This is a genomic window from Deinococcus sp., assembly GCF_030523985.1.
GTDB lineage: Bacteria > Deinococcota > Deinococci > Deinococcales > Deinococcaceae > Deinococcus.
On the sequence record NZ_JAUNHK010000005.1, the window covers coordinates 27,398 to 52,112 of the forward strand.

A 24,715-nucleotide genomic window follows, 5' to 3' on the forward strand; every position below is an offset into this window, starting at 1 on the left:
AATGCAACGTTATTTCCTTTCCTTCCTGCTTTTATTGCCCAGCGCAGCCCTCGCCGCTGCCCCCCAGACCGTTCAGGTGGGGCGTGGGCAGACGCTCTACCGTATCGCCCGCGCACACGGCCTGAGCGTGGCGCAGTTGCAGCAATACAACGGTCTCAAGACCACCACCATCGAGGTGGGGCAGGTGTTGCGGCTGACGCCCCCGCCCAGAAAACCCGCCACTTCGGTCAAGGCGATTCCGGCCAAGCCCGCCAGTGTCAAATCTGCCCCCGCGCCAAAGGCCCAGGCGAAAGCTGCTCCTGCCAAACCTGTCACCAGCAAACCCGTCACCAAGACCGCGCCAACCACTTACCGCGTGCAGCCCGGTGACACGCTCGCCAAGGTGGGCCGTAAGGTGGGCCTGCGGGTCGAGCAGTTGCAGCGGCTCAACGGTCTGTCGGGGACGACCATCTACGTGGGGCAGGTGCTCAACTTGCGTGGCCCAGTGGCGACCAAGCCGGTGGCCCGTCCTGCGCCTGTGAAAGCGCCTCCCGTCCCCAAAGCGCCCGCCCTCCATACAGTGCGCTCCGGTGACACTCTGGGCCGCCTCGCCCAGCGCTACGGGGTAAGCGTGGGGGCGCTTCAGGCGGCCAACGGGATTTCCGGCACCGTGATTCGGGTCGGGCAGCGGCTGAAGATTCCGCGTGCAGGCAGCGTTGTGGCGTCGCGTCCCGCACCCTTGCCCCCCGGCACCGAGGCGCGGCTGGTGTACCGCTACGTGCGCGTCGGGCTGCGCGACACGGCGGCTTCACTGGCGCAGACCTACCGCATTACGCCGGAACAGTTGCGGCAACTCAACGGTCTGGGCAGTGTGCGCCACGTCGTTCCAGGGATGCGGGTGCTGGTGCCGCAGCGGGTGGCGGTGCCCGTGCCGCCGCGTCCCGTCGCCGCGCCTGTCACGCTGCGCGAGGTGACCCCGCTGGGCATTCCGGTGCAGGTGGTGCGGGTAGACCTGCGCTGGCGCAACGTACTGGTCACGCCCGTGCTGCCGCGTGCGGGCCAGAGCTTCGGCTCCGGTGCCACCGTCAGCACGCTGGCTGCCCGCAGTGGGGCGCGGGCCGTGGTCAACGGCAGCTATTTCCATCCCGGCACCTATGCCCCGGCAGGCGACATCGTGATGCAGGGACGGCTGCTGACCTGGGGGCGCATCCCCTCGGCGCTGGCGATTACGCCCGACAACCGCGCCACCATCCGGCAGGGTGGCACGGGCGTTCTCGGGCGCGTGCTGGACAGCAGTTGGGCGGGTATGGAAACCGTCATCGCCACCGGGCCACAGATTCTGCGGGGAGGCGTGGTGCAAAGCCGCTACAGCTCGGTCTTTCGTGACCCCGCCGTGTTTGGGCAGGCCGCCCGCAGCGCCATCGGCCTGAGCGGGCCGCGTGACCTGCTGCTGGTGACCACCCACGCCAAGCTGAGCGCCGGGCAGATGGGACAGGTGATGCGTGCCCTGGGTGCCCGTGACGCCCTGCTGCTCGACGGTGGCTCCAGCGCGGGCCTCGCCTGGAACGGAACTGCCGTGCTGAACAGCGTGCGCCGCGTCAGCTACGGTATCGGCGTCTTTGCCGATTACACCGGCAAGCGTTACGCCCGCTGAAGTTCAAGCCAAAAGAAACCTCCCCGCCCGTTTCCGAGTGGGGAGGTTCTTTGTAGGCTTTAAACCCTGAGTGGCTCAGTCACCGTAGCCGGGGTTGATGCTGCTGCCGGGGCGGGTGTCGTCGTACCGCTGGCCGCCGGTCACGGCATCGGAGCTGTTGCTGCCTTCGCCGTACTTCTCCAGCGTCCGCTCGTCGGACACCTGCATCTCGCGCACGGTCTGGAGGCCCGTACCGGCGGGAATCAGCTTGCCCAGAATGACGTTTTCCTTCAGGCCGATCAGGTCGTCCACCTGGCCCTTCATGCTGGCCTCGGTCAGCACGTGGGTGGTGTGCTGGAAGGAGGCGGCCGACAGCCACGACTTGGTGGTCAGGCTGCTCTTGGTGATGCCGAGCAGCACGGGCTTCCAGCTCGCGGGGGTCTGGCCGTCCTGCAGGCCACTGTTGGCGGCGTCCACTTCCCAGCGCTCGACGGTCTGGCCTTCGAGCAGCGTGGTGTCGCCGCCGTCGGTGACTTCGACCCAGCGCAGCATCTGGCGCACGATGACCTCGATGTGCTTGTCGTGAACCTTCACGCCCTGCGAGCGGTACACGCGCTGCACTTCTTCCACCAGGTAACGCTGGGCGGCGTCGGTGTCCTTGTACAGCAGCAGGTCGTGTGGGTTGATCGCGCCACGGGTCAGCGGCTGTCCAGCTTCCACGCGGTCGCCGTCCTTGACGACCATACGCAGCGCCTTACCGATTTTGGTGGCGGTCTTGGAGGAGTAGGCGTCGTCGTCGGCCTCGATGCGGACGAGGTAACGCTCTTCTTCTTCCTCGATACGCACCACGCCGTCGCGGTCAGCGACCACGGCCTGCGTCTTGGGTTTGCGGGCTTCGAACAGTTCGATCACGCGGGGCAGACCCATGGTGATGTCGCCGCCGCCTGCGATGCCCCCGGTGTGGAAGGTACGCATGGTGAGCTGCGTGCCGGGTTCCCCGATGGACTCGGCAGCCACCACGCCCACGGCTTCACCCATGCTGACGGGCTTGGCCTGCGAGAGGTCGTAGCCGTAGCACTTCTGGCACACGCCCGCCTTGACCTTACAGTTCAGCGGAGTGCGGACGTAGACCTCACCAATCGCTTTGGCGTCCTTGGTGATGGCCTTCACGTCTTCCATCGAGAGCATTTCGCCCTCGGCAATCACGCGGCCATCGCTGAGTTCGACATCGGCGGTCAGGGTGCGGCCATAGATGCTGGTTTCGATTTCGCTGCCCTTGCGGCTGCGCCATTCGCCCGTGCGCTCGTCGGTGGCCCCCAGCGGAATCGCGGTGTAGTCGCTGCTGCCGCAGTCCACGTCGCGCACGACGACTTCGTGGGCCACGTCCACCAGCTTACGGGTCAGGTAGCCCGAGTCGGCGGTACGCAGAGCGGTGTCTGCACCACCCTTACGCGCCCCGTGGGTCGAGATGAAGTACTCCAACACGGTCAGACCTTCGCGGAAGCTGGCGCGAATCGGCACTTCGATGGTGCTGCCGTCCGGGCGGGCCATCAGGCCGCGCATCCCGGCGAGCTGACGAATCTGCTGCGGGTTACCACGCGCACCCGACTGACTCATGATCCACAGCGGGTTGAAGGGGTAGTTCTTCGAGAAGTTCTCGAACACCGCGTCCTTCACGGCGTCGGTGGTGTTGTTCCACAGCTGCACGACCTGCTTGTAGCGCTCTTCTTCGGTCATGAAGCCGAACTCGAAGTTCTGCTCGATTTCGGCGAGCATCTGGTCGGCCTCGGCCAGCAGCTCGGGCTTGTTGGGCGGCAGCACGATGTCGTCGATGCCGATGGTGATGCCCGAGGTGGTCGAGAGCTTGAAGCCCCCGTCCTTGAGCGCGTCGAGCAGCCCGGCGGTCGCTTCGATGCCGAGGTGCTTGAAGCACGCCATGATCATGTCCTTGAGGGCGTCCTTCTCGTAGGTGGTTTCGAGGTCTACCAGAGTGTCGACCAAGTGGGCCTGGGCGCCGAGGGCTTCTTGCACCATGCGGCGGAACTGCACGCGGCCCGCGCTGGTCTCAAACACCTGACCGCCCAGACGGATGCGGACGTGGTCCTGGTGGTCGATTTCGCCCTGCTCGACGGCGTGCAGCGCTTCGTCGGGGTTGGAGAAGGTGTAGCGCAGGCGACCGGGGCTGGTCTCGACGCCGTTCACCAGGATGGGGCTGTTGAGCATCAGCTTGCCTTCGTCGTAGGCGGCGAGGGCTTCGGCTTCGCTGGCGTACTCGGTGCCCGCGCCGAGGTTGTCGCGGCGCAGCTGGGTCAGCGTGAAGATGCCGAGAATGATGTCGCGGCTGGGCTTGACGTTCGGCTCGCCGTTGGCGGGCGACAGCAGGTTGTGCGCCGAGAGCATCTGGATGCGGGCTTCGGCCTGGGCCTGGGCGCTCAGGGGGACGTGAATCGCCATCTGGTCACCGTCGAAGTCGGCGTTGAAGGCTTCACAGACCAAGGGGTGCAGCTGGATGGACTGACCTTCGACCAGCACCGGCTCAAAGGCCTGGATGCCCAGACGGTGCAGCGTGGGCGCACGGTTGAGCAGCACGACCTTGTCTTCGATCACTTCTTCCAGCGCGTCCCAGACGCTGTCGCGGGTGTCGCGGTAACGCTCCAGCATCTTGCGGGCCTGCTTGATGTTGGTGACTTCGCCCTTTTCTTCCAGCACCTTGAACAGGAACGGCTTGAACAGTTCCAGCGCCATACGCTTGGGCACCCCGCACTGGTGCAGCTTGAGCTGCGGGCCGACCACGATGACCGAGCGGCCCGAGTAGTCCACGCGCTTACCCAGCAGGTTCTGGCGGAACCGGCCCTGCTTGCCGCCCAGCAGGTCGGTCAGCGAACGCAGGCTGCGATCCGAGCCAGGGTTGGTGACGGGGCTGCCACGGCGTCCGTTGTCGATCAGCGCGTCCACCGCTTCCTGAAGCATGCGCTTCTCGTTGCGGATGATCATGTCGGGTGCTCCCTGACCGATCAGCTTCTTGAGACGGTTGTTGCGGTTGATCAGGCGGCGGTACAGGTCGTTCAGGTCGGACGTGGCGAAACGTCCACCGTCCACCTGCACCATCGGGCGCAGGTCTGGGGGCATCACCGGAACGGTGTTGAGAATCATCCACGAGGGGTTGTTGCCGCTGGCCTTAAAGGCGCGGGTGACTTCCAGACGCTTGCGGGCTTTGGCACGCTTGTGGCGGCTGTTGTCCTTCATCTGCTCGCCGAGTTCGGCTTCGAGTTCGTCGAGGTTGAGTTCGTCGAGCAGTTCCTTGACGGCTTCGGCACCCATCTTGGCTTCGAAGTCGTAGGACTCGATGACGCGCACCTGCTTACGCACGAGGTCGAGTTCGATGCGGCCCGAGATTTCCGAGCGCAGGTTGCCGCTGTCGGCGAGTTCGTCGCCCGGCTCCACGCGGTCGCCGTTGACCACGTCAGGTTCATCCTCGTAGGCGTAGACCTTGGCCTTGCTCACCAGGATGCTGGCGGGCTGGTGCAGGGTAATCACGCCGTCGGCTTCAGCGATGACTTCTTCTTCCTTGTCAATCGCACCGATGACGCGCTGGCCCTTCTTGACCTCGCTGCCGTCCCCGACCAGCACGTGCATGGTGGGGTCGATGGGGTATTCCACGCGGCGCGTCCAGTGGGCGGTCACGGTGGTGTCGCCCTTCTTCTTGGGGAAGGTGACGCCGCTGAGGTTGCTGTCGCGGCTGACGCGCAGGCGTGCGCCCGCAGCAGCTTCGGCCAGCACCGCGCCGGCTTCCACGATTTCGCCTTCGGCAACCTGCACGTTCATGCCGTGCGGCACGTACACGCGGGCCAGCACTTCACCCTGCATGGGATCGGCGTCTTCGCCTTCCACGCCTTCGCGCAGCTCGACCATCACCGAGTCTTCGCCCATTTCGTGCATGAACACGGTTCCGGCGACGGGCGCGGTGAGTTGCACGTCTTCTTCCAGTTCCGCCAGGATTTCACCGGCGCGGAAGCTCTCCTGCTGCACCAGCGCGTCCACGGGGAGCGGCAGGCTGGCCTCGACCCCTTCGGCGTAGGCGATGACAGCGCGGCGGGGGAAACGGTACTGCGCCAGACCGTCCATCTTGGACACCACGTTGCCGCCGAGCACCTGCCCACGGGTCACGTATTCGCCGTCACGGATTTCCACGTCCTCGACGCTGTTGGGGATGGTATAGGTCTCCTGGCGACCGAAACGCAGTTCACGGTACTCGTCGTCGCTGAGCAGTTCGCCGCGCTTGAGGGGGCGTCCGTCCTTCTGGGCGTTGAACGGCTTGGTGACGATAAAGCTGCTGAAGTACAGCACCTTTTCGAGCTGGCCCGCCGAAAGGTCAAGCAGCGTGCCGATTTTGCTGGGGCTGTCCTTGACGTACCAGATGTGCGCGGCAGGGGTCGCCAAGTCAATGTGGCCCATGCGGTAGCGGCGCACTTTGCTGCTGGTCACTTCGACGCCGCAGCGTTCGCAGACCTTGCCCTCGTAGCGCTGGCGCTTGTACTTGCCGCAGGCGCACTCGTAGTCCTTGATGGGCCCGAAGATGCGCTCGTCGAAGAGGCCCTCGCGCTCGGGCTTCAGGGTGCGGTAGTTGATGGTTTCAGGCTTTTCGACCTCACCGAACGACCACTCGCGGATCTTCTCCGGGCTGGCGATGGCGATGCGGACTTTGTTGAAATCTTTCATTCGTTCTCCTTCGGAGAAGTTGGTGATGGTTGATGGTTTCGCTTCGCTGATCGTTGATGGAAACTGCCGCTTAAGCAAACAGCTTAGGCTGGTCTATCAACCATCAACGATCAACCATCATCGTTTTGGCATCATCCCTTCGAAGATGTCCACGTTCTTGTCGTTGCTGTCGAGCACTTCCACATCCAGACCCAGCGAGTGGAGTTCCTTGACGAGCACCTTGAAGGATTCGGGGATGGTGCTGCCCGACACCTCTTCGCCCTTGACGATGCTCTGGTAGGCGGCGTCGCGTCCGTCGATGTCGTCGGACTTGATGGTGAGCATTTCCTGCAGCACGTGCGCCGCGCCGTAGGCTTCGAGCGCCCACACTTCCATTTCCCCGAAGCGCTGACCGCCGAACTGCGCCTTACCACCGAGCGGCTGCTGGGTAATGAGCGAGTAGGGGCCAGTCGAGCGGGCGTGCAGCTTGTCTTCCACCATGTGGTAGAGCTTCATCACGTACATGATGCCGACCACGACGGGGCCGCTGATGGGTTCGCCGGTGCGTCCGTCGTACAGGATGCTCTTGCCGGTGCGCGAAAGCTGCATCTGGGCGCGTTCGTAGTCGCCGTTGGGGGCGTCAATTACGCCGAGCTTGCCCGCACGGTCCAGCACTTCCTGCTCGCGCTTGTCGAGTTCGAAGCCTTCGTCCTTGCGCTTTTGCAGTCTCTCGGCGGCGGCGACTTCGAGCATTTCCTTGATGGTCGCTTCGGTCACCGAGTCGAACACGGGGGTTTCGAACTTCTGACCCGTCAGGCGGGCCACTTCGCCGAGGTGGGTTTCCAGAATCTGACCCAGGTTCATGCGCGAGGGCACACCGAGGGGGTTGAACACGATGTCCACGGGGGTGCCGTCTTCGAGGTAGGGCATGTCTTCGGGACGCATGATCTTGGACACGACGCCCTTGTTGCCGTGGCGGTTCGCCACCTTGTCGCCCACCTGAAGCTGACGCTTCTGGGCCACGTACACGCGCACCATTTCACGCACGCCGGGCTTGAGATCCACGCCTTCGTCGCCACGGCGGAAGCGCACGGTCTTGACGACGATGCCGCCCTGACCCGACTGCACGCGCAACGAGGTGTCTTTCACTTCACGGGCCTTCTCACCGAAGATGGAGCGCAGCAGCCGCTCTTCGGGGGTGGGTTCGGATTCGCCCTTGAAGGAAGTCTTGCCGACCAGGATGTCGCCGGGCTTGACTTCGGCCCCCACGCGCACGATGCCGTCTTCGTCGAGGTCGCGCAGCGCGGCTTCGGACAGACCGGGAATGTCGCGGGTGATTTTCTCCGGGCCGAGCTTGGTGTCGCGGGCTTCGATTTCGTCCTTCTCAATGTGGACGGAGGTATAGAAGTCCTGCCGCACCAGCCCTTCGTTGATGCAGATGGCGTCTTCGAAGTTGAAGCCGTCGAACGGCATGATGGCGATGGTGATGTTCTGGCCCAACGCGAGGCGTCCGCGCTCGGAGGCGGGGCCGTCGGCGATGACCTGACCGACTTGCACTTCGTCACCGATGGAGACGATGGGGTGCTGGTCGAGGTTGGTGCCCTGGTTGGAACGGGTAAAGCGGATGAGTTCGAAGGTGCGAACGTTGCCCGCATTCAGGCCCAGGTGGCGGTGGTCTTCAGTCAGCGTCACCTGAATGGCGCGGGCGTCCACGTAGGTCACGCGGCCCTTGACGTCGCTCACCACGCTGGTGCCCGAGTCGGTGACCACGCGGCGCTCGACCCCGGTGCCCACGGCGGGGGAGTCGGCGCGGACGAGCGGCACGGCCTGCGACTGCATGTTCGATCCCATGAGTGCGCGGTTGGCGTCATCGTGTTCCAGGAAGGGAATCAGCGAGGTGTTGATGGACACGATCTGCTTGGGCGACACGTCCATGTACTCGACTTCGCTGGGGTCGTACAGCAGCGGGTCACCCTTGCGGCGGGCCAGCACGCGCTCTTCGGCGAAGGTGCTGTCGTCGTTGAGCGGGCTGTTGGCCTGCGCGATGGTGTAACGGTCTTCGATGTCCGCCGTCATGTACTCGACGTTTTCGCTGACCACACCGTTCTCGACCTTGCGGTAGGGGGCCATGATGAAGCCGAGGTCGTTGACCTTCGCATACGAGGACAGCGAGGAAATCAGACCGATGTTCGCGCCTTCGGGCGTTTCGATGGGGCAGATGCGGCCGTAATGGGTACGGTGCACGTCGCGCACGTCGAAGCCGGCGCGTTCGCGGGTCAGACCGCCCGGCCCCAGGGCCGAAATACGGCGCTTGTGGCGCAGGTCGGACAGGGGGTTGGTCTGGTCCTTGAACTGCGAGAGCTGCGAGCGTCCGAAAAACTCGCGCATGGCCGCCACGATGGGGCGGTTGTTGACCAGTTTGGTGGGGGTGGCGGCGTCGGGGTTGCCCAGCAACATGCGTTCGCGCACGCCACGCGCCATGCGGCCCATGCCCACGCGCAGTTGGTCAGCGAGCAGTTCGCCCACGGTACGCACGCGGCGGTTGCCGAGGTGGTCAATGTCGTCTTCGGCCACGGGCACGTCGGTCAGCACGCCGTCCTCGTCCACCATCGGGACCGTTTCGAGGCCCTGTTGCAGCGCCATCAGGTAGCGGATGGTGTCCACCAGTCCGGCGTCGCTGAACTTGCCGTCCTCGAACTTGAGCAGGGTGCGCTCCTGACGCTGCACGCCCAGCTTGGTGTTCATCTTGAAGCGGCCCGGTTCGCCCAGGTCGTAGCGGCGGGGGTCGGCCAGCAGCCCGAAGAGGTACTGAATCGCCTTGTCGCGCTTGGGCGGGTCGCCGGGGCGCAGCACGGTAAACAGGCGCAGCAGCGCTTCGTCGGCGCTCATGCCCGCGCTCTTGTCTTCGCCGGGTTCCACGTCGGGGGTGAACTCGGTGAACAGCGAGCGAATCTGGGCGTCGTCCATGCCCAGCACGCGCAGCAGCAGGCTGACGGGGAACTTGCGCTTGTTGACCTTCATTTCCAGCACGTCGCCCGCAAATTCCAGTTCGATCCAGGGGCCACGCTTGGGCATGGGAATGATGGCGGCGGTGTACATCTTCTTGATGCCCTTGTACGAGCTGGTGAAGTACACGCCGGGCGAGCGGTGAATCTGCGAAATCACCACGCGGTCTGCGCCGTTGATCACGAAGGAGCCGTCGGCGGTCATCAGGGGCAGGTTGCCCAGGAAGACCCAGCTTTCGGGCGGGCTGTCGGGCTTGAAGCCCTTGATGACGCCCGTGTCCTTGTGAATCAGTTCGAGCTTGACGTACAGCGGTGCCTCGTAGGTCAGGTCTTTTTCACGGCACTCTTCGGGGCTGTACTCGGGTTCGCCGAGGCGGTACTCGATAAAGTCGAGCACCATGCCCGTCGAGCGGCCCTTTTCGGACTCGTCGATGGGGAAGACCTCGCGGAAGGCACTTTGCAGGCCCACGTCTTCGCGCTGGTCGGGGGCCTTGTCGTGTTGCAAGAAGGCCTTGAACGAGTTGACCTGAACTTCGGTCAGGTTGGGGAGCGGAATGACTTCGGTGATTTCACCGAACCGCTCGATGCGGGGGGGAGTCTTACTCAGGGTCATGCACACCTCTCGCACGCTGGAAAATATCGAGTTCGCTGCCTTTGTCCAGGCCCAAAAGCGCGACTGGGACCGCAAGCATTCGCTCTTGCGTCCCTATAGAAAACTGGCCTAATGTTGAAGTTCGACCTTCAAAGAACCCCTGTTCCAACCCATCGTGGTTGGCGAACCCAGAGTATAGAGCCATCGTCAAAGCCACGTCAAGAAACGGTGCCGGGCAAATGTGATAAACGGTAAGGCGATGACAGGCGGCAAAAAACCAGGAAAAGACAGGCCGGAAGGCGGGTCGCGGGCGACGGGCGGTGCTCCGCGACCGGGAGGCCAGAAGATTCGGATGGTGCGGCCCGTCTCCGAGCGCAGAGGCGCAGAAGCGGGCACTGGGGCGCAGGCGCAGGCCCTGCCCTACAGCACCGTGCGTCCGGCCCAGCTTTCCGAGAGGCTGCGTGGCCTGAGCGCCCTGACCAAGCCCGGCGTGCGCGGCTTTCCGGGGGTGGACGCGGCCCAGGAACTGCTGGCCCAGACCATGCGCAAAGACCGCGTCAAAGGCGACGTGCTGGACCTGACCGCGCAGGGGGGGCTGCTCGCCAGTCTGCCAGGTGTGACCCTGCGGGCGGTGGAGGGTTCGGCGGCGGCGCTGGAGGTGCTGAAGGAAGCGGGACTGGACGCCCAGGCGGCGGCCCCTGGCGATGACCTCTCCTCCCACTGGCCTGAACGTGCCCGCACGGTGGCCCTGGTGCTGGCTGGGGACCGGGGCAACGCCTACGCGCAGGCGCAGGTGGCCTGGGCGCACGCCTGCACGCCTCCGGGCGGCACGCTGTACCTCGCCGGGGACCGCGACAAGGGCTTTGACCGCTACGTGCGGCAGGCGGGCGCGGCCTTCGGAGCCGGAGAGGTCGTCGCCCGTGACGGCGGTATGCGGGTCGCCAAACTGGTTCGTCGCCCCGGCCCCACGCCGCCTCAGCCCGAGGCCGAAACCTATGAGGCGTTCGGGGTCAAAGTCGTGGGGCTGCCCGGCGTCTTCAGCGCCGCCAAGCCCGACAAGGCCACCAGCATTCTCCTGACCGAGCTTGCCGACCTCGACCTGAGCGGGCAGCGCGTCCTTGACCTCGGCTGCGGCGCGGGCCTGATCGGAGCCTGGGCCGCCAGCCGGGGGGCGCAGGTGACGCTGGTGGACGGCGACCTGCAAAGTGTTCGCAGCAGCGAGCAGACCCTGGCGGCGGGTGGCCTGAGCGGTGAAGTGCTGCATTCCGACGTGGGCGCGGCGTTGGGCGAACGGCCATTCGACGTGGTGCTGACCAACCCGCCCTTTCATGTCGGGCGCGGCGTGGTGCTGGACGTGGCCCGCGAATTTATCGCCGCAGCGGGCCGCCATCTGGTGCCGGGCGGCAAACTGTATCTGGTCGCCAACGAGCCGTTGCCCTATGAGACGGCGCTCTCGGCCCTGGGCACGGTGCGCGAGGTGGTGCGCGTGCAGGGCTTCAAGGTGCTGGAACTGGTGCGGGCCGGAGCCTGACGCCGGGAACGTTCGCCGCTCGTACCGCGTACTTGGGGTGATGCCCTGGCCGCTTTGCTAGACTGACCCGTTTAAGGCCACTGTCCCCCTCTCCGCCTTTATCATCTCCAGGAGTCCTCATGGCTGAACCTGTTAAACCCCGCGTTCGTCCCAAGGCCAAAGTGGCCGAAGAAACGCCCGCCGAAAGCAAAATCACGACCCCCGACCGTCCCCGTACCCGCCGCAAGGTGACGGACGCTGGCGCTGCCCCCGCTGCAACCGTGACCCCGGCGACGCCTGCCCCGGCGGAGACCAAGCCCGAGGTCAAGAAAGCCGCGCCGCGCAAGCCCGCAGCCAAGAAAGCCGATGTAGCCGAGGTTTCCGCCGACGCTGCGCCCGCCAAGGCTGCCGCGCCCAAGCCCAAGAAGGCCAAAGCCGCCCCGAAGGCGGAAGTCGCCCCAGACGTGGAGGCCGAGGACGCCGCTCCCGCCGCCAAGAAGGCTCCGGCCCGCAAGACTGCCGCCAAAAAGTCTGAACCTGACGCTGGCGAAGCCGCCCCAGCAGAAGCGGCCCCCAAGCCCGGCAAGAAAGCGGCGACCAAACCCGCCAAAGCGGCCGCGCCCAAAGCGGCGGCCCCAGCCGTCGCCGTTCCGGCGGACAAGCCCTACTACCAGCACCCCGCCATTCAGGAACTCCTCAAGGCGGGCAAGGCGGCGGGCATTCTCGCCAGTGAGGACATCGCCACGGCGCTGGCGGCGGCCCTTGAAGCGCACGGCCTCGACCCCGAAAGCCCCGACGCCTTCGAGGACATGCAGCTTTTCCTGGGTGGGCAAAACATCGAAGTCCAGGACCTCGACGAGGACGACGACGAACTGGAAGGCGACGAACTCGACGAGGAAGCGGTGCCGGGTGCGGCCCAGCCCCAGTCCGACGATGACGAGGAAAAATACTTCGACGATATGCCCCGCGCCGTGTCCAACGACCCGGTGCGCCAGTACCTCCACGAAATCGGTCGCGTGTCGCTGCTGACCCTCGAAGAGGAAATCGCGCTCGCCCGCCGTATCGAAGAAGGCGAAGAAGCCAAAAAGCAGCTCGAAGAGGACGAGTCGCTCGACGACCGTTCGCGCCGCCGCCTGATGCGTCAGACCGAGGACGGAGCCGCCGCCCGCCAGGGGCTGATCGAGGCCAACTTGCGTCTGGTCGTCTCCATCGCCAAGAAGTACACCGGGCGCGGCCTGGGCTTCCTCGACCTGATTCAGGAAGGCAACCAGGGCCTGATTCGCGCCGTCGAGAAGTTCGAGTACCGCCGCCGCTACAAGTTCTCCACCTACGCGACGTGGTGGATTCGTCAGGCCATCAACCGCGCCATTGCCGACCAGGCCCGCACCATCCGTATTCCGGTGCACATGGTCGAGACCATCAACAAACTGACCCGCACGGCGCGGCAGCTTCAGCAAGAACTCTCGCGCGAAGCGACCCACGAGGAAATCGCCGAAGCGATGGGGCCGGGCTGGGACGCGACCAAGGTCGAGGAAGTGCAGAAGGTCAGCCAGGAACCCGTCTCGCTCGAAACGCCGATCGGCGACGAAAAAGACAGCTTCTACGGCGACTTCATCCCCGACGAGAATCTCGATTCCCCGGTGGACAACGCCGCCAAGACGCTGCTCTCCGAGGAACTCGAAAAGGCACTGGGCAAGCTCACCGAGCGCGAGGCGATGGTGCTGAAGTTCCGCAAGGGACTGGTGGACGGGCGCGAACACACCCTCGAAGAAGTCGGTCAGCGCTTCAACGTGACCCGCGAACGCATTCGCCAGATTGAGAACAAGGCGCTGCGCAAGCTCAAGTACCACGAGAGCCGCACCCGCAAACTGCGGGACTTCCTCGACTGAGCTTTCTTTCACACAATCCTCCCGTTCAAGCTGCCCCTTCCTACGTGGTGGGGGCGGTTTTTCTTGCAACTTTCCCTGCCGCGCTCGCGTACCCTGAAGCACCTATGAATGACTGTTTGACAGGAGCCGCATGACGACCTCGCCTGCGCCCCCGCTCGCGGGTGACCTTCCCACGCCGCTAACCTGGCGGCGGGCGCTGCTGGCCCTGTTGCCGCTGAGCCTGGCGGGTGTGCTGCCGCTGTGGGTCGGCCTGGGCCTGTGCGCCGTGACCCTGCTGGGATTGCGCTGGCCCGAGTGGGCCTCGGCGCGGCTGATGATTTTTATGCTGCTGCTGGGCCTGGGCATGCTGACCCAACTGCCCGGCGCGTGGCAGGCGGGGCCGTCCGCACTGATGGGCCTGGCCCTGACCTACCTGCTGCAACTGGTGCTGGTGCTGCTGCTCAATCTGGGCCTGAACCTGGCGGAAGACGGCAAGCGCCGGGGCGTGCTGCTGGCGCTGTTGCCAGGGCTGCTGGCTCCGCAGGTCGGGCTGCTGCTGGCGGCGCAGGGCGGTTTGCTGGGCCGGGAAGGGGCCGATGACCGCTACGCGACCCGCCGCGCTCCCCTCCACCGCCCGATGTGGCAGGCCACGGCGCTGGGGGCGGCGGCGGTGCTGGGCCTGGGGCTGCTGCTGCCGCAAAGTCACCTTCATGCCGGAACACTCCTTGCGCCGGACACGCAGAGCGCCGCGCCTCCGCCAGAACAAGCCAGTCGCGACGTGTCCAATGCGGCGGACAAGCCTCCTCCTCCCCCGGCAGACGCTCCCCGTTCCGTTCCGCTGGTTCTCACGGTAGACCAAAGCCGCCTGACCTTGCCCCCCCTGGACTTTGCTCTGCTGGGCGGACTGCTGCTGGTGGTGGCGGCGGGCGTCCTGTTGGGACGTGGACAGCAGGCCGGGCGGCGGCTGACCCTGCCCGAACTGCTGGCAGCGCTGGGCCTGGGGCTGACTGGGGGGCTGGTGCTGCTCAGCGCCCTGATGTCTCAGCGCCAGTCCCAGGGGGTGGGTGGGGAAACGGCCCCGCAGGATTCGGCCCAGAACGTGCTGGAAAACATCTTCAAGTTCGAGCGCGCACCCGAGACGCGGGAACTGGACGGCACCGGACTGGCCAACTTCTCCGGCTGGCTGTGGGTGGGACTGCTGGCGCTGGCCCTGGTGCTCCTCTATGCCGCGCTGTGGAAAAGCCGTACCCGCCGCGAAGCACGGGCCGAAGCGGAGGCGCTGCTGCCGGGTGAAAACACGCCCGCTCCCGCGCTGCACCGCGTCCGGTTGGCCTACCGCCGCGCCGAAGCCGCCCTGCACGACGCCGGACACGCCCGTACCCTCGCCGAGACGCCCGCCGCCTATGCCGCCCGCCTGGGGGCCGAGTTTCCGGCGCTGGCGGACGCCCTGCAAACCCTTACCCGCGCCTATCAGCCCGTGCGCTACGGCGGGCGTGTCACCGACGAAGACGCCGATAGTGCCGAAGCTGCCGCCGAGCAAATCTGTACCCGTCTGTCCCAGTTGTCCGTCACTTCAGCAGGGTTGAAGCCCTCAGACGCTTAGAGCCTGACATCCACAAGGAATCCTATGACCCAAACCCCCACCCTTACCGCCACCCAGCCTTTTGCCGCCCACATCATCGCCAACGTCGCCCGCGTGCTGGTCGGCAAGGAAGACGTGACCCGGCTGGCCCTCGCTGCCATCCTCGCCGGGGGACACGTTCTGCTCGAAGACGCCCCCGGCACCGGCAAAACCATGCTGGCCCGTGCCCTCTCGGTCAGCCTGGGCCTGGACTTTGCCCGCGTGCAGTTCACGCCCGACCTGCTGCCGGGGGACGTGACCGGGGTCAGCGTGTTCCGGCCTGCCACGGGCGAATTCGAATTCGTGCCGGGGCCGATTTTCACGGGCATCCTGCTGGCCGACGAAATCAACCGCGCCACCCCCAAAACCCAGTCGGCGCTGCTGGAGGCAATGGGCGAAGGGCAGGTCAGCGAGTCGGGCGTGACCCACCGTCTGCCGCAACCCTTCATCGTCATTGCGACGCAGAACCCGGTGGAACACGAGGGGACTTACCGCCTGCCCGAAGCGCAACTTGACCGCTTTTTGCTGCGGCTCTCGGTGGGATATCCGTCGCTGGAACAGGAAGTCGAGATGCTCTCGCGCCTGCAAGGGATTCACCCGCTGGGCCAACTGAGCGCCGTCGCCACGCCCGCCGAGCTGCTGGCGGCGCAGGCCGCCGTGCGTGAGGTGACGGTCAGCCCCGACCTGCGGCGCTATATCGCGTCTCTGGCCTCCCGCACGCGGCAGCATCCCCAGGTCGCGCTCGGCGGTGGCCCCCGCGCCAGCCTCGCGCTGCAAGCGGTGGCACAGGCGCTGGCCTGGACAGCGGGCCGCACCTTCGTCACCCCCGACGACGTGCAGCAGGCCGCGCCCGGCGTGCTCACCCACCGCCTCTCGCTGGGTATCGAGGCGCGGATGCAGGGGCTGGGGCCGGGAGACGTGGTGGCGGAGGTGCTTCAGGCCGTGCCGGTGCCCGTCGAAGCTGCCGCCGTTCTATGACCCTGCCTCTGACCGCCCTGCTGTGGGTGGGGCTGCTGGCGCTGCTCGCCGCGCTGCTGTGGGGGCTGTACCGCCAGCCGCCCCAGGTGACGCTGAAACGCGAACTGCCCCGCGCCGGATTCAGCGGGCACGACATACCGCTGACGGTGCGCCTGAGCATTCGCAGTCGCCTGCCGCTGCGCTACGTGGTCGAAGACCCGCCGCCGGGGTCGGTGGTGCCGCGTGCCGCCGTCGTGTTCGCGGGCGAGGTGCTGGGCGAGCGCCAGAGCGAACATCGCACCAACTTGATGCTTAATCGCTGGGGCGAGTTCGATTGGCCGGGCGTCACGCTGCGCTGGGCCGACCCGCTGGGCCTGTTCTGGCGTTCGGTGCGGCTGGACTTTCCGGCGCATCTGGACGTGTTTCCCGGCACCCACGACCTGAAGTTGCCCGACCTTTTGCGGCCCCTGCTGTCGGAAGGCACTCTGTCGCGCACGCTGGGCCTGGAAGACCCGCTCAGCCTGCGGGGAGCGCGGGACTACCAGCGCGGCGACTCGCCGGGGCGCATTCACTGGCGACTCTCGGCCCGCACGGGGCAACTGATGGTGCGCGAACTGGAGAAGACGGCGGCGAGCAACCTGCTCGTCTATCTGGATACGTCGGGCGGCAACGACGTGTATCTGGAAAGCGCGGTGCGCCTCGCCAGCAGCCTGATTCAGGAGGGGCTGAAACTGGGCCTCCCTGTTGCGGTCGCCACAGCGGGTCAGCAGACCCCCAGCGGGCGCGGTGAAGAAGCGACCCAGGCGGCGCTGCTCCGGCTGGCGCGGGTCAGGGCCGACCCCTCTCCACCACTGATTTTGCCTCCGCGCAGTGGCAGCAACCTCGTCATTCTCACGGCGCTGGGCGGGCCGCAATTGGTCGAACAGGCAATGCGGGCCAGGGCCACTGCCAGCCGCGTGACCATCGTGGCGCTGCCCGAGGGCTTTTATCTGGAACCCGGCGAAAACCCGCGCCGCCAGTGGGCCGCCGCCCCCGACACGGTGCGCGAACTGGAACGGCAAGCGGGCGTGCTGGCCGGGGCTGGCATCCTGGTCTTCGTGCTGCGCGGCAACCAGAGCGTGCTGCGGCTGGGGGCGTAAACGGCTAACCGCCGGAACAACAGCTCGTCCCATCATCGCAGTGAATCCATCATCCATCCTCAAAGCGGCGCAACTCCCGGCGTGACATAAAGGACAGCTTCAGCCCATGCCCGCCCGCGACTTGCTAGCGTAGGCGCATGAGCGACAACGACACCAAGACGGTCAAGACCGAGGACGAAATCAGCAACGTGGACTTGCAGTTCATGGGCCGCACCGACGAGAAGCGTGACCTGAACGCCACCGTCGCCGCCGAGGCCAAGTCCGCCGCCATGGCCGACAAGGAAGGCGTGGACAAGGTGGACGTGACCAGCGCCCAGAGCATGGACGCCTCCGACCCGCCCAGCACCAACATGGGCGACGCCGAGCGCGACGACAGCGACGACAAGGCTGCTGGCGAGCAGTAAGGACCACTTTCATTTTTCCACTTCGGCTTCCCGGCGTTCAGGGTGGCCGAAGTTCTTTTTGGCTATTCTCAATGCGGTGTTGAACACTTTTCGTCAAGCGCATTTCCTCAAGGAGAACCATGACCAAGCGTAGTTCGCGTCCGTCCTCGCAGCCGCCCGTCACGAACGATGAAGTGGAACAGACCCCCGCAGCTTCGCGCCGCCGCCCCCGCCGGATGACCGAGGCCGAGAGCGTGGTGGGCGACACCCCCGCAGAAACCGAAGCCCTCAGCGTGTCCGAGCGGCTTCAGGCGCGGCAGGCCGCCAAACTCAGCGCCCTGTCGGACATCCTGCACGCCGAACCTGCCGTCGAACTCGACGAACTGGCCGACACCTTGCTGTCGTCCTTCTCGCCCGACGAGCAAAAGGCGCTCTCCCGCGCCCTGCGCCGTCAGCGGCTGGTGAGCCGGGACCAGACGCCCAGCGAGAACCTCGACACCATTCTCGCGGCGGATGGGGGCTACGGGGCCTACCCCTACAAGTACCGCATGAGCCGCGAAACCTACGAGCACGAAAAGTACCGCCTTCAGGTCGAACTGCTCAAGTTGCAGGCGTGGGTCAAGGACACCGGGCAGCGCGTCGTCCTGATTTTTGAAGGCCGGGACGCGGCGGGCAAGGGCGGCACCATCAAACGCTTCATGGAGCACATGAATCCGCGTGGTGCACGCATCGTGGCGCTGTCCAAACCCACCGAGGAAGAACTGGGCCAGTGGTACTTCCAGCGGTATGTGCAGCACCTCCCCACACGCGGCGAAATCGTGCTGTTCGACCGCTCGTGGTACAACCGCGCCGGGGTCGAGCGGGTGATGGGCTTTTGCAGTGACGCCGAATACACCGAATTCATGCGCCAGTGCCCCGAGTTCGAGCGCAATCTGGTGCGCAGCGGCATCCACGTCATCAAGTTCTGGTTCTCGGTGAGCCGCGAGGAGCAGCGCCGCCGCTTCAAGGAGCGCCAAGCCCATCCCCTCAAGCAGTGGAAGCTCTCGCCGATGGACCTCGCCTCGCTGGACAAGTGGGAAGAGTACACCCAGGCCAAAGAAGCGATGTTCTTCCACACCGACACCGCCGATTGTCCCTGGACGGTGGTCAAGTCCGACGACAAGAAGCGGGCGCGGCTGAACGCCATGCGCTATGTGCTGCACCGCCTGCCCTACACCAACAAGGATCCCGAGAACATCGGGCGCATTGACCCGCTGATTGTGGGCCGTGCCAACGTGGTCTTCGAGCGCGGCGAACGTCCCGTCGGGTCTTAAGGACGTCGAATCGAGAAAGCTCCGTTCTCGGTTCGACGTCCTTTTTTCGGTACTTACTCCGCTTGGTTCACTTAAAGCTGAACTTCGAGGTACTGAAATTCAGTGCCAAAAGAGCAGCAGCGCCAGAGTTTGTCTCGACGCTGCTGCTCTCCTGCACTGGTGCGAAAGAAGGGACTTGAACCCTCACTCCCTACGGGAACTAGATCCTAAGTCTAGTGCGTCTACCAATTCCGCCACCTTCGCGTGGTGGCCTGAACGGAAAAAAGCCCCACCGAAGTGGGGACAGTGGGGTGGAATATGGGACTTGAACCCACGGCCTCCGCTTCCACAGAGCGGCGCTCTAACCGACTGAGCTAATTCCACCATGCCCGTTCAGGCTCAAGCAGTTTAGGGGAGAGTTCGGAATGTGTCAATGTTCAGGCTGCCCGGCCTGACACCGGTCTGAAAAAGGCGTAACGTAACAGTCACCATGAATTTCAATTTGCCCGATGACCTGCGGGAGATGCAGGCGACCATCCGTGATTTCATGCTGACTCGCGTGGAAGACCGTGCCCACGAGATTGAGGACACCAACCGTATTCCGCCCGAACTGGTCAAGGAAGCCGCCGACCTGGGCCTCTTCGGCCTGAGCATTCCCGAGGAGTACGGCGGCGTGGGACTGAGCGCTCTGGGCCGCTGCGCCGTGTACGAAGCGATGGGGCAAGGGCACATGGGCTTCGGCGGCATGATTTCGGCCCACGCCAGCATCGGCACCAGCGGGCTGGTCAAGCTCGGCAACGAGGAGCAAAAAAGGCGTTTCCTGCCTGCGATGGCGGCGGGCGAGTGCATCGCGGGCTTCGCCATCACCGAGCCGAGCAGCGGCAGCGACGCGGGCAACATCCGTACCAGGGCCGTCAAAAAAGGCGACGTGTACGTCCTGAACGGCACCAAGCACTACATCTCCAATGCGCCGATTGCCGGGCTGCTGACCGTCATCGCCATCACCGACCCGTCGCAGGGGACACGCGGCATGAGTGCTTTTCTGGTCGAGCCGCAGAGCACCCCCGGCGTGAGCATCGGCAAAATCGACGAGAAGATGGGTCAAAAAGGCGCGCTGTCTGCCGAAGTCATCTTCGAAGACGCCGAGATTCCTGCCGCCAACCTGCTGGGGCCGGAGCACCGGGGCTACCGTGAGGCGCTGGGCATTCTGACCAACGGGCGTGTGGGCATCGCCGCCCGCTCCACCGGGGCCATGCAGCGTCTGCTGGACCTGAGCGTGCAGCATGCCCAGACCCGCGAACAGTTCGGCAAACCCATCGCCGAGTTTCAGGCGGTGCAGTTCATGCTGGCCGAGATGGAAATCGCCATTCAGACCAGCCGGGTGCTGTGGCAGAAAGTGGCCTGGATGGTGGACGAAGGCCAGGACGTCAAGCGCATGGCGAGTGTCGCCAAGTACCACGCCACCGAGATGCTCTCGCAGGTGGCCGACAAGGCCGTGCAGGTCGCGGGCGGCATGGGCTACGTCAAGGACGCCCCCTTCGAGCGGTTCTACCGTGACCAGCGCCTGCTGAGAATCTACGAGGGCACCAGTGAAATTCAGAAGGTGATTATCGCGGGCGACCTGTTGAGGGCCTGAAAGCGGTTTTGGGTGGCCCTGAAGGGCGCGGCGCACATTCGGGAAAGGAAACCGAATGTGCGCCGTCAAGCTTGGAACTCTGTCATACGGGACTGAACGGCGCGAAGGAGATGGCGGTGCTTTTCCGACATCTCCGAAGAATAGTTCAGTCCCGTAGCTTCTTCTGCTCACTCTGCTGCGCAGCTTTGCAAGTCCGTTCGGAAAAATAGCTTGGACGCCCAAACTATTTTTCAAAGTCGTATCAATTCCTGAAAATCACTTCTTCACGCCCAAACGAGCGCCAAGCCAGCCAGCCCAGCACGGCGGTGCCCAGCAGGTTACCCGCCACCGCCGCCAGCGTATGCCCCAGCGTGATCTGGCCCTTCACCACGTCCAGAATGGCGACCATGCTGCCGAACAGCGGCAGGGCGTAGAGCCAGTCCCCCATTTTCAAGAAGTCGGAAAATTGCAGCATCACCGCCGGAAAGACGATGAGCAGCGAGAGCGGTGAGACGTAGGTCTGCGCTTCCTTGTACGAGCGGGCGTAGATGCTGAGGGCAATCAGCACCGCCGAAATCAGCAGGGCCACACTCATGACGACCAGCGCCATCGCCGCCAGTGAACCCAGCGTGAGGGTCAGTTGCCCGCCCATCGCCTGCATCGCTTCGGCTTCTACCACACTGCGCTGTGACAGGCGGGCCGCCACCAGCCCGGTTGCCAGGAAGCCCAGCAAGCTGAAAAATCCGGTCGCCAGCGACATCAGTGTGGTGGCGAGTAGCTTGCCTGCGACCACTTCGCCCCGGCGTACAGGTGTGACCAGCAGGCTTTCGAGGGTGCCGCGTTCCTTCTCGCCCGCTGTCGAGTCGAGCGCCGTTGCCATGCCGCCGTTGAGCAGAAAACTCAGCATCAGCATCGGTACCAGAAAGGCCAGCATTCCGGCCCGCTTTTCCTGGGGAGGGCTGGCGTCCACGGCCCTGACCTGCACGGGTTCCAGCACGGTTTCGCTCAGGCCCGCGCCGACCAGTGCCCGTCGGGTCAGGTCGCGGTTGTAGCTCTGCACCGCGCTCCTGACCTTGGCATAAGCTCCCGACTGGCTCTTGAGGTTGCCCAGTTTGGCGTACAGCTCCAATCGGCCCTGCGCCGCGCCCGCCGCCGTAGGAAGCGGCTGCGGCACGCGAATAACGGCCTCCACCTCGCCACTTTGCACGGCCTTCAGCGGGTCGGTGACCGGGACGAGTTCTACGCCCTGTACCTGTTCCTCTGGCCCAAGTGCACGGTTCTGGGTGAGGATCTGACGCAGTTCGGCGGGCAGCGTGCCGACCACGCCCACTTTTTGCCGCTCGGAAACCTGCCCGCCCATCAGTTTGCCCAGCAGCAGCGGCATGCCCAGGGTCAGCAGCGGCAGCACCAGCAGCGGAATCAGGATGGTGTTGGCGAGGGTGCGGCGGTCACGCAGCGTCGAGAGCAAGTCACGCTGCGCCACCTGCCAGAGCATGCCGGGGCGCAGGCCACCGCGCTCAGAGCGCCCCTCAGACCGCATGGTCCTCGCCTCCGCGCAGCAGGGCGAAAAAGGCCCGTTCGAGGTTGCGCTCGCCTGTGCGCTGCAAAATGGCAGGAATGCTGTCCAGCGCGACCAGTTGCCCCTGGTGCAAGATGGCGACCCGGTCGCAGACTTCCTCGGCCTCGCTCATGACATGGGTGGAATACAGCGTCAGGCGGCCCGGAGCGCGGGTCTGCGCCACAAAGTCGAGCAGCGTGCGCCGCGCAAAAATATCCAGTCCGCTTGCCGCCTCATCCAGCACGAGCACGGCGGGGTCGTGGATGACGGCGCGGGCGATGACGACTTTTTGCTTCATGCCCGTCGAATACTCTCCGGCCCGCGTGTCCAGCGTGCGGCCCAGGTCCAGTCGGGCGTCGAGTTCGGCGATACGGGCCTCGGTCTGCGCGTGGGTCAGGCCGTAGAACGCCGCGAACGAACGCAGCACCTCGCGCCCGGTGAGGTACTGCGGCAGGCCCATGCCCCCGTTGACCACGCCGATGCAGCGGCGCACGGCCTCGGCCTGCTGCAATGTGTCGAGACCGTTGACTGTGACGCGGCCTGACGTGGGGGCCAGCAGCGTCGCCAGAATGCGCAGCAGGGTGGTTTTGCCCGCACCGTTGGGGCCGAGCAGCCCGAACACTTCACCGCCAGGGGTCGAAAAACTCACGTCCCGCAACGCCTGAAACGTGCCGTAGGACTTGGACAGATTCTGGACATGGAGCATAGAACTTCCTTTGACGCGGGTGGGATGGAGAGGAAATACAGGATTGGTCAGCGTCAGTTTGGCTTACGCTGTCCCGTGCCTTCGCGTTCCCGGTCTGCTTCCCGTCCCAAGACCCCGCCCGCCCTGACCGAGCAGGTGCCGCCGCCCGCCTGGTTTCCCGAATACCTGCGCCGCCTGCGGGAAACCTACGCCCCCGACCTGCCCGCACCGCGCCGCTTTCCCGAACCGCTGGGGGGGGTCATTCGCACCATCCTGGCGCAGCAAAATACCCGCCGCGTGGCCCAGCGCCAGTGGGAAGTGCTGACCACCGTCTACCCGCACTGGGAGGCCGCTCTGATGGACGGCCCCGACGGAATCGCCACCACGCTGAAGTCGGCGGGCGGCGGGCTGTCACGCATGAAGGCCGACTACATTTATGGCGTGCTGGCGCACCTCGAAGAAGCGCGGGGCGAACTCAGCTTGCGCTTTTTGCGCGACTTTCCGCAGACACCGGAAGGCCACGAACAGGCCCGCGCTGCCCTCGCTGCGCTGCCGGGGGTAGGCCACAAAACGGTGGCGCTGGTGCTGCTCTTTGACCTCATCCGCCCTGCCATGCCGGTAGACGGCAACATGGAACGCGTCGCCAAGCGGCTGGAACTTGTCCCGGTCAACTGGAACAGCCACAAGGTCGAGCGCTGGTACGGCGAGGCCGTGCCGCCCGACTGGGAGACACGCTACGCGCTGCACATTTCTGGTGTGCGGCATGGGCGCGACACCTGCCGCAGCCAGCGGCCCCTGTGCGGAGAGTGCGTGCTGCGTGAGTTCTGCCCCAGTGCGGCCCTGTTCGAACTGGGCGAGGCTCAGCCGTAGATGTGAAATTCGCGCAGGCCCGTTGCCTCGCTGTACTGGGTGTCCACGTTCTGCACGCGGGCATGGGGCGGGCCGCGCCGCAGCCAGTGCAGCAGCCGTTCCAGCGCCGCCTCGTCGCCTTCGGCCACCACTTCGACCTTGCCGTCGCTGAGGTTTTCGGCGTAGCCATGCAGCCCCAGGTCACGGGCGTGGCGCTGGGCGTACAGGCGGTAGCCCACGCCCTGAACGGTTCCGGAAACAAGTGCAGTCAGTCGCATGGAGGCAGCTTAGCGGCCCGCTCCACGCGCTAGCATGGCGGTATCCACAAAGCAGACCACAGGAGGCGCACACATGACGGCACAGACGGTGACGGGGCCAGTCGCGGCGACAGAACTCGGCATGACTTTGCCCCACGAACACGTGATTTTCGGTTACCCAGGTTACGCGGGCGACGTGACGCTCGGGGGCTTCGACCACGCGGCGGCGCTCGCGGCCTGCACGGAGACGGCGCGGGCGCTGCTCTCGCGGGGCATCCGAACGGTGGTGGACGCCACGCCGAACGAATGCGGGCGCAATCCGGCTTTCCTGCGCGAAGTCAGTGAGGCAACGGGGCTACAGATTCTGTGTGCGACGGGCTTTTACTACGAGGGCGAGGGGGCGACGACCTACTTCAAGTTCCGGGCCTCACTGGGTGACGCCGAGTCGGAAATCTACGAGATGATGAAGACCGAAGTGACCCAGGGCATCGCCGGAACAGGTATCCGCGCCGGGGTCATCAAGCTGGCGAGCAGCCGTGACGCCATCACCCCCTACGAGCAGATGTTTTTCCGGGCCGGAGCCAGGGTGCAGCGTGAAACCGGGGTACCCATCATCACCCACACGCAGGAAGGCCAGCAGGGGCCACAGCAGGCCGAACTGCTGACCTCGCTGGGGGCCGACCCCGAACGCGTCATGATTGGGCACATGGACGGCAACACCGATCCGGCCTACCACCGCGCCACACTGCGCTACGGGGTCAGCATCGCTTTTGACCGTCTGGGACTTCAGGGTCTGGTCGGCACCCCCACCGACGCCGAGCGGCTGGAAGTCCTGACCACGCTGCTGGCTGAAGGTCATGCCGGTCGGTTGCTGCTCTCGCACGACAGCATCTGGCACTGGCTGGGGCGCCCGCTGCCCATGCCGGAGGTCATCTTGCCCGCCGTCAAGGACTGGCACCCGCTGCACCTGTCTGCTGACATCCTGCCCGAGTTGCACAGGCGGGGCATCACGGCCGAGCAGATAGAGCAGATGACGGTGGGCAACCCGGCACGGTTGTTCGGGTAGAACGAACA

General features: G+C 65.4%; 16 protein-coding genes and 2 tRNA genes. 11 read left to right on the forward strand and 7 right to left on the reverse strand.

What is annotated here, in order from left to right:
• The first annotated feature begins 1 nt into the window (after nt 1).
• Nucleotides 2–1,633: a LysM peptidoglycan-binding domain-containing protein gene (locus Q4C89_RS01825; protein ID WP_303100902.1), complete on the forward strand. Its 1,632-nt coding sequence runs from the start codon at nt 2–4 to the stop codon at nt 1,631–1,633.
• Between the two features lie 75 nt (nt 1,634–1,708).
• Here Q4C89_RS01825 and rpoC read toward each other — a convergent pair whose 3' ends face one another.
• Nucleotides 1,709–6,331 carry a DNA-directed RNA polymerase subunit beta' gene (rpoC, locus tag Q4C89_RS01830; protein ID WP_303100903.1) on the reverse strand — a complete coding sequence of 1,541 codons (4,623 nt, stop codon included), beginning with the start codon at nt 6,329–6,331 and terminating at the stop codon, nt 1,709–1,711.
• Between the two features lie 117 nt (nt 6,332–6,448).
• A complete protein-coding gene (locus tag Q4C89_RS01835; protein ID WP_303100904.1) occupies nt 6,449–9,928 on the reverse strand; it encodes a DNA-directed RNA polymerase subunit beta in 3,480 nt (1,159 codons plus the stop codon).
• A 331-nt stretch (nt 9,929–10,259) separates the two neighbouring features.
• On the opposite strand from Q4C89_RS01835, the gene Q4C89_RS01840 reads away from it, so the two are divergent.
• The 7 genes from Q4C89_RS01840 to ppk2 all read left to right on the forward strand — a co-directional run bounded on the left by Q4C89_RS01840 (nt 10,260) and on the right by ppk2 (nt 18,698).
• A complete protein-coding gene (locus tag Q4C89_RS01840) occupies nt 10,260–11,438 on the forward strand; it encodes a class I SAM-dependent methyltransferase (RefSeq protein ID WP_303100905.1) in 1,179 nt (392 codons plus the stop codon).
• Nucleotides 11,439–11,557: 119 nt separating this feature from the next.
• A complete protein-coding gene (rpoD, locus tag Q4C89_RS01845) occupies nt 11,558–13,306 on the forward strand; it encodes an RNA polymerase sigma factor RpoD (RefSeq protein ID WP_303100906.1) in 1,749 nt (582 codons plus the stop codon).
• A 130-nt stretch (nt 13,307–13,436) separates the two neighbouring features.
• Complete coding sequence (locus tag Q4C89_RS01850) at nt 13,437–14,888, forward strand: DUF4129 domain-containing protein (protein WP_303100907.1); 1,452 nt, start codon at nt 13,437–13,439, stop codon at nt 14,886–14,888.
• Between the two features lie 24 nt (nt 14,889–14,912).
• Nucleotides 14,913–15,884, forward strand: coding sequence for a MoxR family ATPase (locus tag Q4C89_RS01855; RefSeq protein ID WP_303100908.1), 972 nt, complete (start codon nt 14,913–14,915; stop codon nt 15,882–15,884).
• The gene (locus tag Q4C89_RS01860) at nt 15,881–17,002 is read left to right on the forward strand and encodes a DUF58 domain-containing protein (RefSeq protein ID WP_303100909.1); all 1,122 of its coding nucleotides are present in this window, start codon (nt 15,881–15,883) and stop codon (nt 17,000–17,002) included. The genes Q4C89_RS01855 and Q4C89_RS01860 overlap by 4 nt, the downstream gene beginning before the upstream one ends.
• Nucleotides 17,003–17,139: 137 nt before the next feature.
• Complete coding sequence (locus Q4C89_RS01865) at nt 17,140–17,406, forward strand: M-like protein (protein ID WP_303100910.1); 267 nt, start codon at nt 17,140–17,142, stop codon at nt 17,404–17,406.
• Between the two features lie 119 nt (nt 17,407–17,525).
• Nucleotides 17,526–18,698, forward strand: coding sequence for a polyphosphate kinase 2 (gene ppk2 / locus Q4C89_RS01870; protein ID WP_303100911.1), 1,173 nt, complete (start codon nt 17,526–17,528; stop codon nt 18,696–18,698).
• 157 nt (nt 18,699–18,855) lie between these two features.
• Here the strand turns inward: ppk2 and Q4C89_RS01875 are convergent.
• Together Q4C89_RS01875 and Q4C89_RS01880 are read right to left on the reverse strand one after the other, a co-directional pair.
• Nucleotides 18,856–18,941, reverse strand: a tRNA-Leu gene (locus Q4C89_RS01875).
• Nucleotides 18,942–18,984: 43 nt separating this feature from the next.
• Nucleotides 18,985–19,061: transfer RNA gene (locus tag Q4C89_RS01880), tRNA-His, on the reverse strand.
• Between the two features lie 106 nt (nt 19,062–19,167).
• On the opposite strand from Q4C89_RS01880, the gene Q4C89_RS01885 reads away from it, so the two are divergent.
• On the forward strand, nt 19,168–20,313 hold the full coding sequence (locus tag Q4C89_RS01885) for an acyl-CoA dehydrogenase family protein (protein WP_303100912.1): 1,146 nt from the start codon (nt 19,168–19,170) through the stop codon (nt 20,311–20,313).
• 241 nt (nt 20,314–20,554) lie between these two features.
• Here Q4C89_RS01885 and Q4C89_RS01890 read toward each other — a convergent pair whose 3' ends face one another.
• A complete protein-coding gene (locus tag Q4C89_RS01890) occupies nt 20,555–21,787 on the reverse strand; it encodes an ABC transporter permease (RefSeq protein ID WP_303100923.1) in 1,233 nt (410 codons plus the stop codon).
• Nucleotides 21,788–21,821: 34 nt separating this feature from the next.
• Complete coding sequence (locus Q4C89_RS01895; RefSeq protein ID WP_303100913.1) at nt 21,822–22,556, reverse strand: ATP-binding cassette domain-containing protein; 735 nt, start codon at nt 22,554–22,556, stop codon at nt 21,822–21,824.
• A gap of 75 nt (nt 22,557–22,631) precedes the next feature.
• On the opposite strand from Q4C89_RS01895, the gene nth reads away from it, so the two are divergent.
• Nucleotides 22,632–23,405 (forward strand): endonuclease III, encoded by a 774-nt coding sequence (nth, locus tag Q4C89_RS01900; RefSeq protein ID WP_303100914.1) that lies wholly within the window; start codon nt 22,632–22,634, stop codon nt 23,403–23,405.
• Here the strand turns inward: nth and Q4C89_RS01905 are convergent.
• Nucleotides 23,396–23,662: an acylphosphatase gene (locus tag Q4C89_RS01905; protein WP_303100915.1), complete on the reverse strand. Its 267-nt coding sequence runs from the start codon at nt 23,660–23,662 to the stop codon at nt 23,396–23,398. The two genes, nth and Q4C89_RS01905, sit on opposite strands and share 10 nt — an antisense overlap.
• A gap of 73 nt (nt 23,663–23,735) precedes the next feature.
• Between Q4C89_RS01905 and Q4C89_RS01910 the strand changes: the two genes are divergently transcribed.
• Nucleotides 23,736–24,707 carry a phosphotriesterase gene (locus tag Q4C89_RS01910; RefSeq protein WP_303100916.1) on the forward strand — a complete coding sequence of 324 codons (972 nt, stop codon included), beginning with the start codon at nt 23,736–23,738 and terminating at the stop codon, nt 24,705–24,707.
• Nucleotides 24,708–24,715: the final 8 nt, after the last annotated feature.

Excerpts from the sequence above, each read along its gene's own strand:
- Q4C89_RS01860 (WP_303100909.1), top strand. The coding sequence starts at position 15,881 with ATGACCCTGCCTCTGACCGCCCTGCTGTGGGTGGGGCTGCTGGCGCTG.
- ppk2 (WP_303100911.1), top strand. The coding sequence starts at position 17,526 with ATGACCAAGCGTAGTTCGCGTCCGTCCTCGCAGCCGCCCGTCACGAAC.
- Q4C89_RS01865 (WP_303100910.1), top strand. The coding sequence starts at position 17,140 with ATGAGCGACAACGACACCAAGACGGTCAAGACCGAGGACGAAATCAGC.
- Q4C89_RS01895 (WP_303100913.1), bottom strand. The coding sequence starts at position 22,556 with ATGCTCCATGTCCAGAATCTGTCCAAGTCCTACGGCACGTTTCAGGCG.
- Q4C89_RS01840 (WP_303100905.1), top strand. The coding sequence starts at position 10,260 with ATGGTGCGGCCCGTCTCCGAGCGCAGAGGCGCAGAAGCGGGCACTGGG.
- Q4C89_RS01855 (WP_303100908.1), top strand. The coding sequence starts at position 14,913 with ATGACCCAAACCCCCACCCTTACCGCCACCCAGCCTTTTGCCGCCCAC.
- Q4C89_RS01835 (WP_303100904.1), bottom strand. The coding sequence starts at position 9,928 with ATGACCCTGAGTAAGACTCCCCCCCGCATCGAGCGGTTCGGTGAAATC.
- rpoD (WP_303100906.1), top strand. The coding sequence starts at position 11,558 with ATGGCTGAACCTGTTAAACCCCGCGTTCGTCCCAAGGCCAAAGTGGCC.
- Q4C89_RS01890 (WP_303100923.1), bottom strand. The coding sequence starts at position 21,787 with ATGCTCTGGCAGGTGGCGCAGCGTGACTTGCTCTCGACGCTGCGTGAC.
- rpoC (WP_303100903.1), bottom strand. The coding sequence starts at position 6,331 with ATGAAAGATTTCAACAAAGTCCGCATCGCCATCGCCAGCCCGGAGAAG.
- Q4C89_RS01905 (WP_303100915.1), bottom strand. The coding sequence starts at position 23,662 with ATGCGACTGACTGCACTTGTTTCCGGAACCGTTCAGGGCGTGGGCTAC.
- Q4C89_RS01910 (WP_303100916.1), top strand. The coding sequence starts at position 23,736 with ATGACGGCACAGACGGTGACGGGGCCAGTCGCGGCGACAGAACTCGGC.
- Q4C89_RS01850 (WP_303100907.1), top strand. The coding sequence starts at position 13,437 with ATGACGACCTCGCCTGCGCCCCCGCTCGCGGGTGACCTTCCCACGCCG.
- Q4C89_RS01825 (WP_303100902.1), top strand. The coding sequence starts at position 2 with ATGCAACGTTATTTCCTTTCCTTCCTGCTTTTATTGCCCAGCGCAGCC.
- Q4C89_RS01885 (WP_303100912.1), top strand. The coding sequence starts at position 19,168 with ATGAATTTCAATTTGCCCGATGACCTGCGGGAGATGCAGGCGACCATC.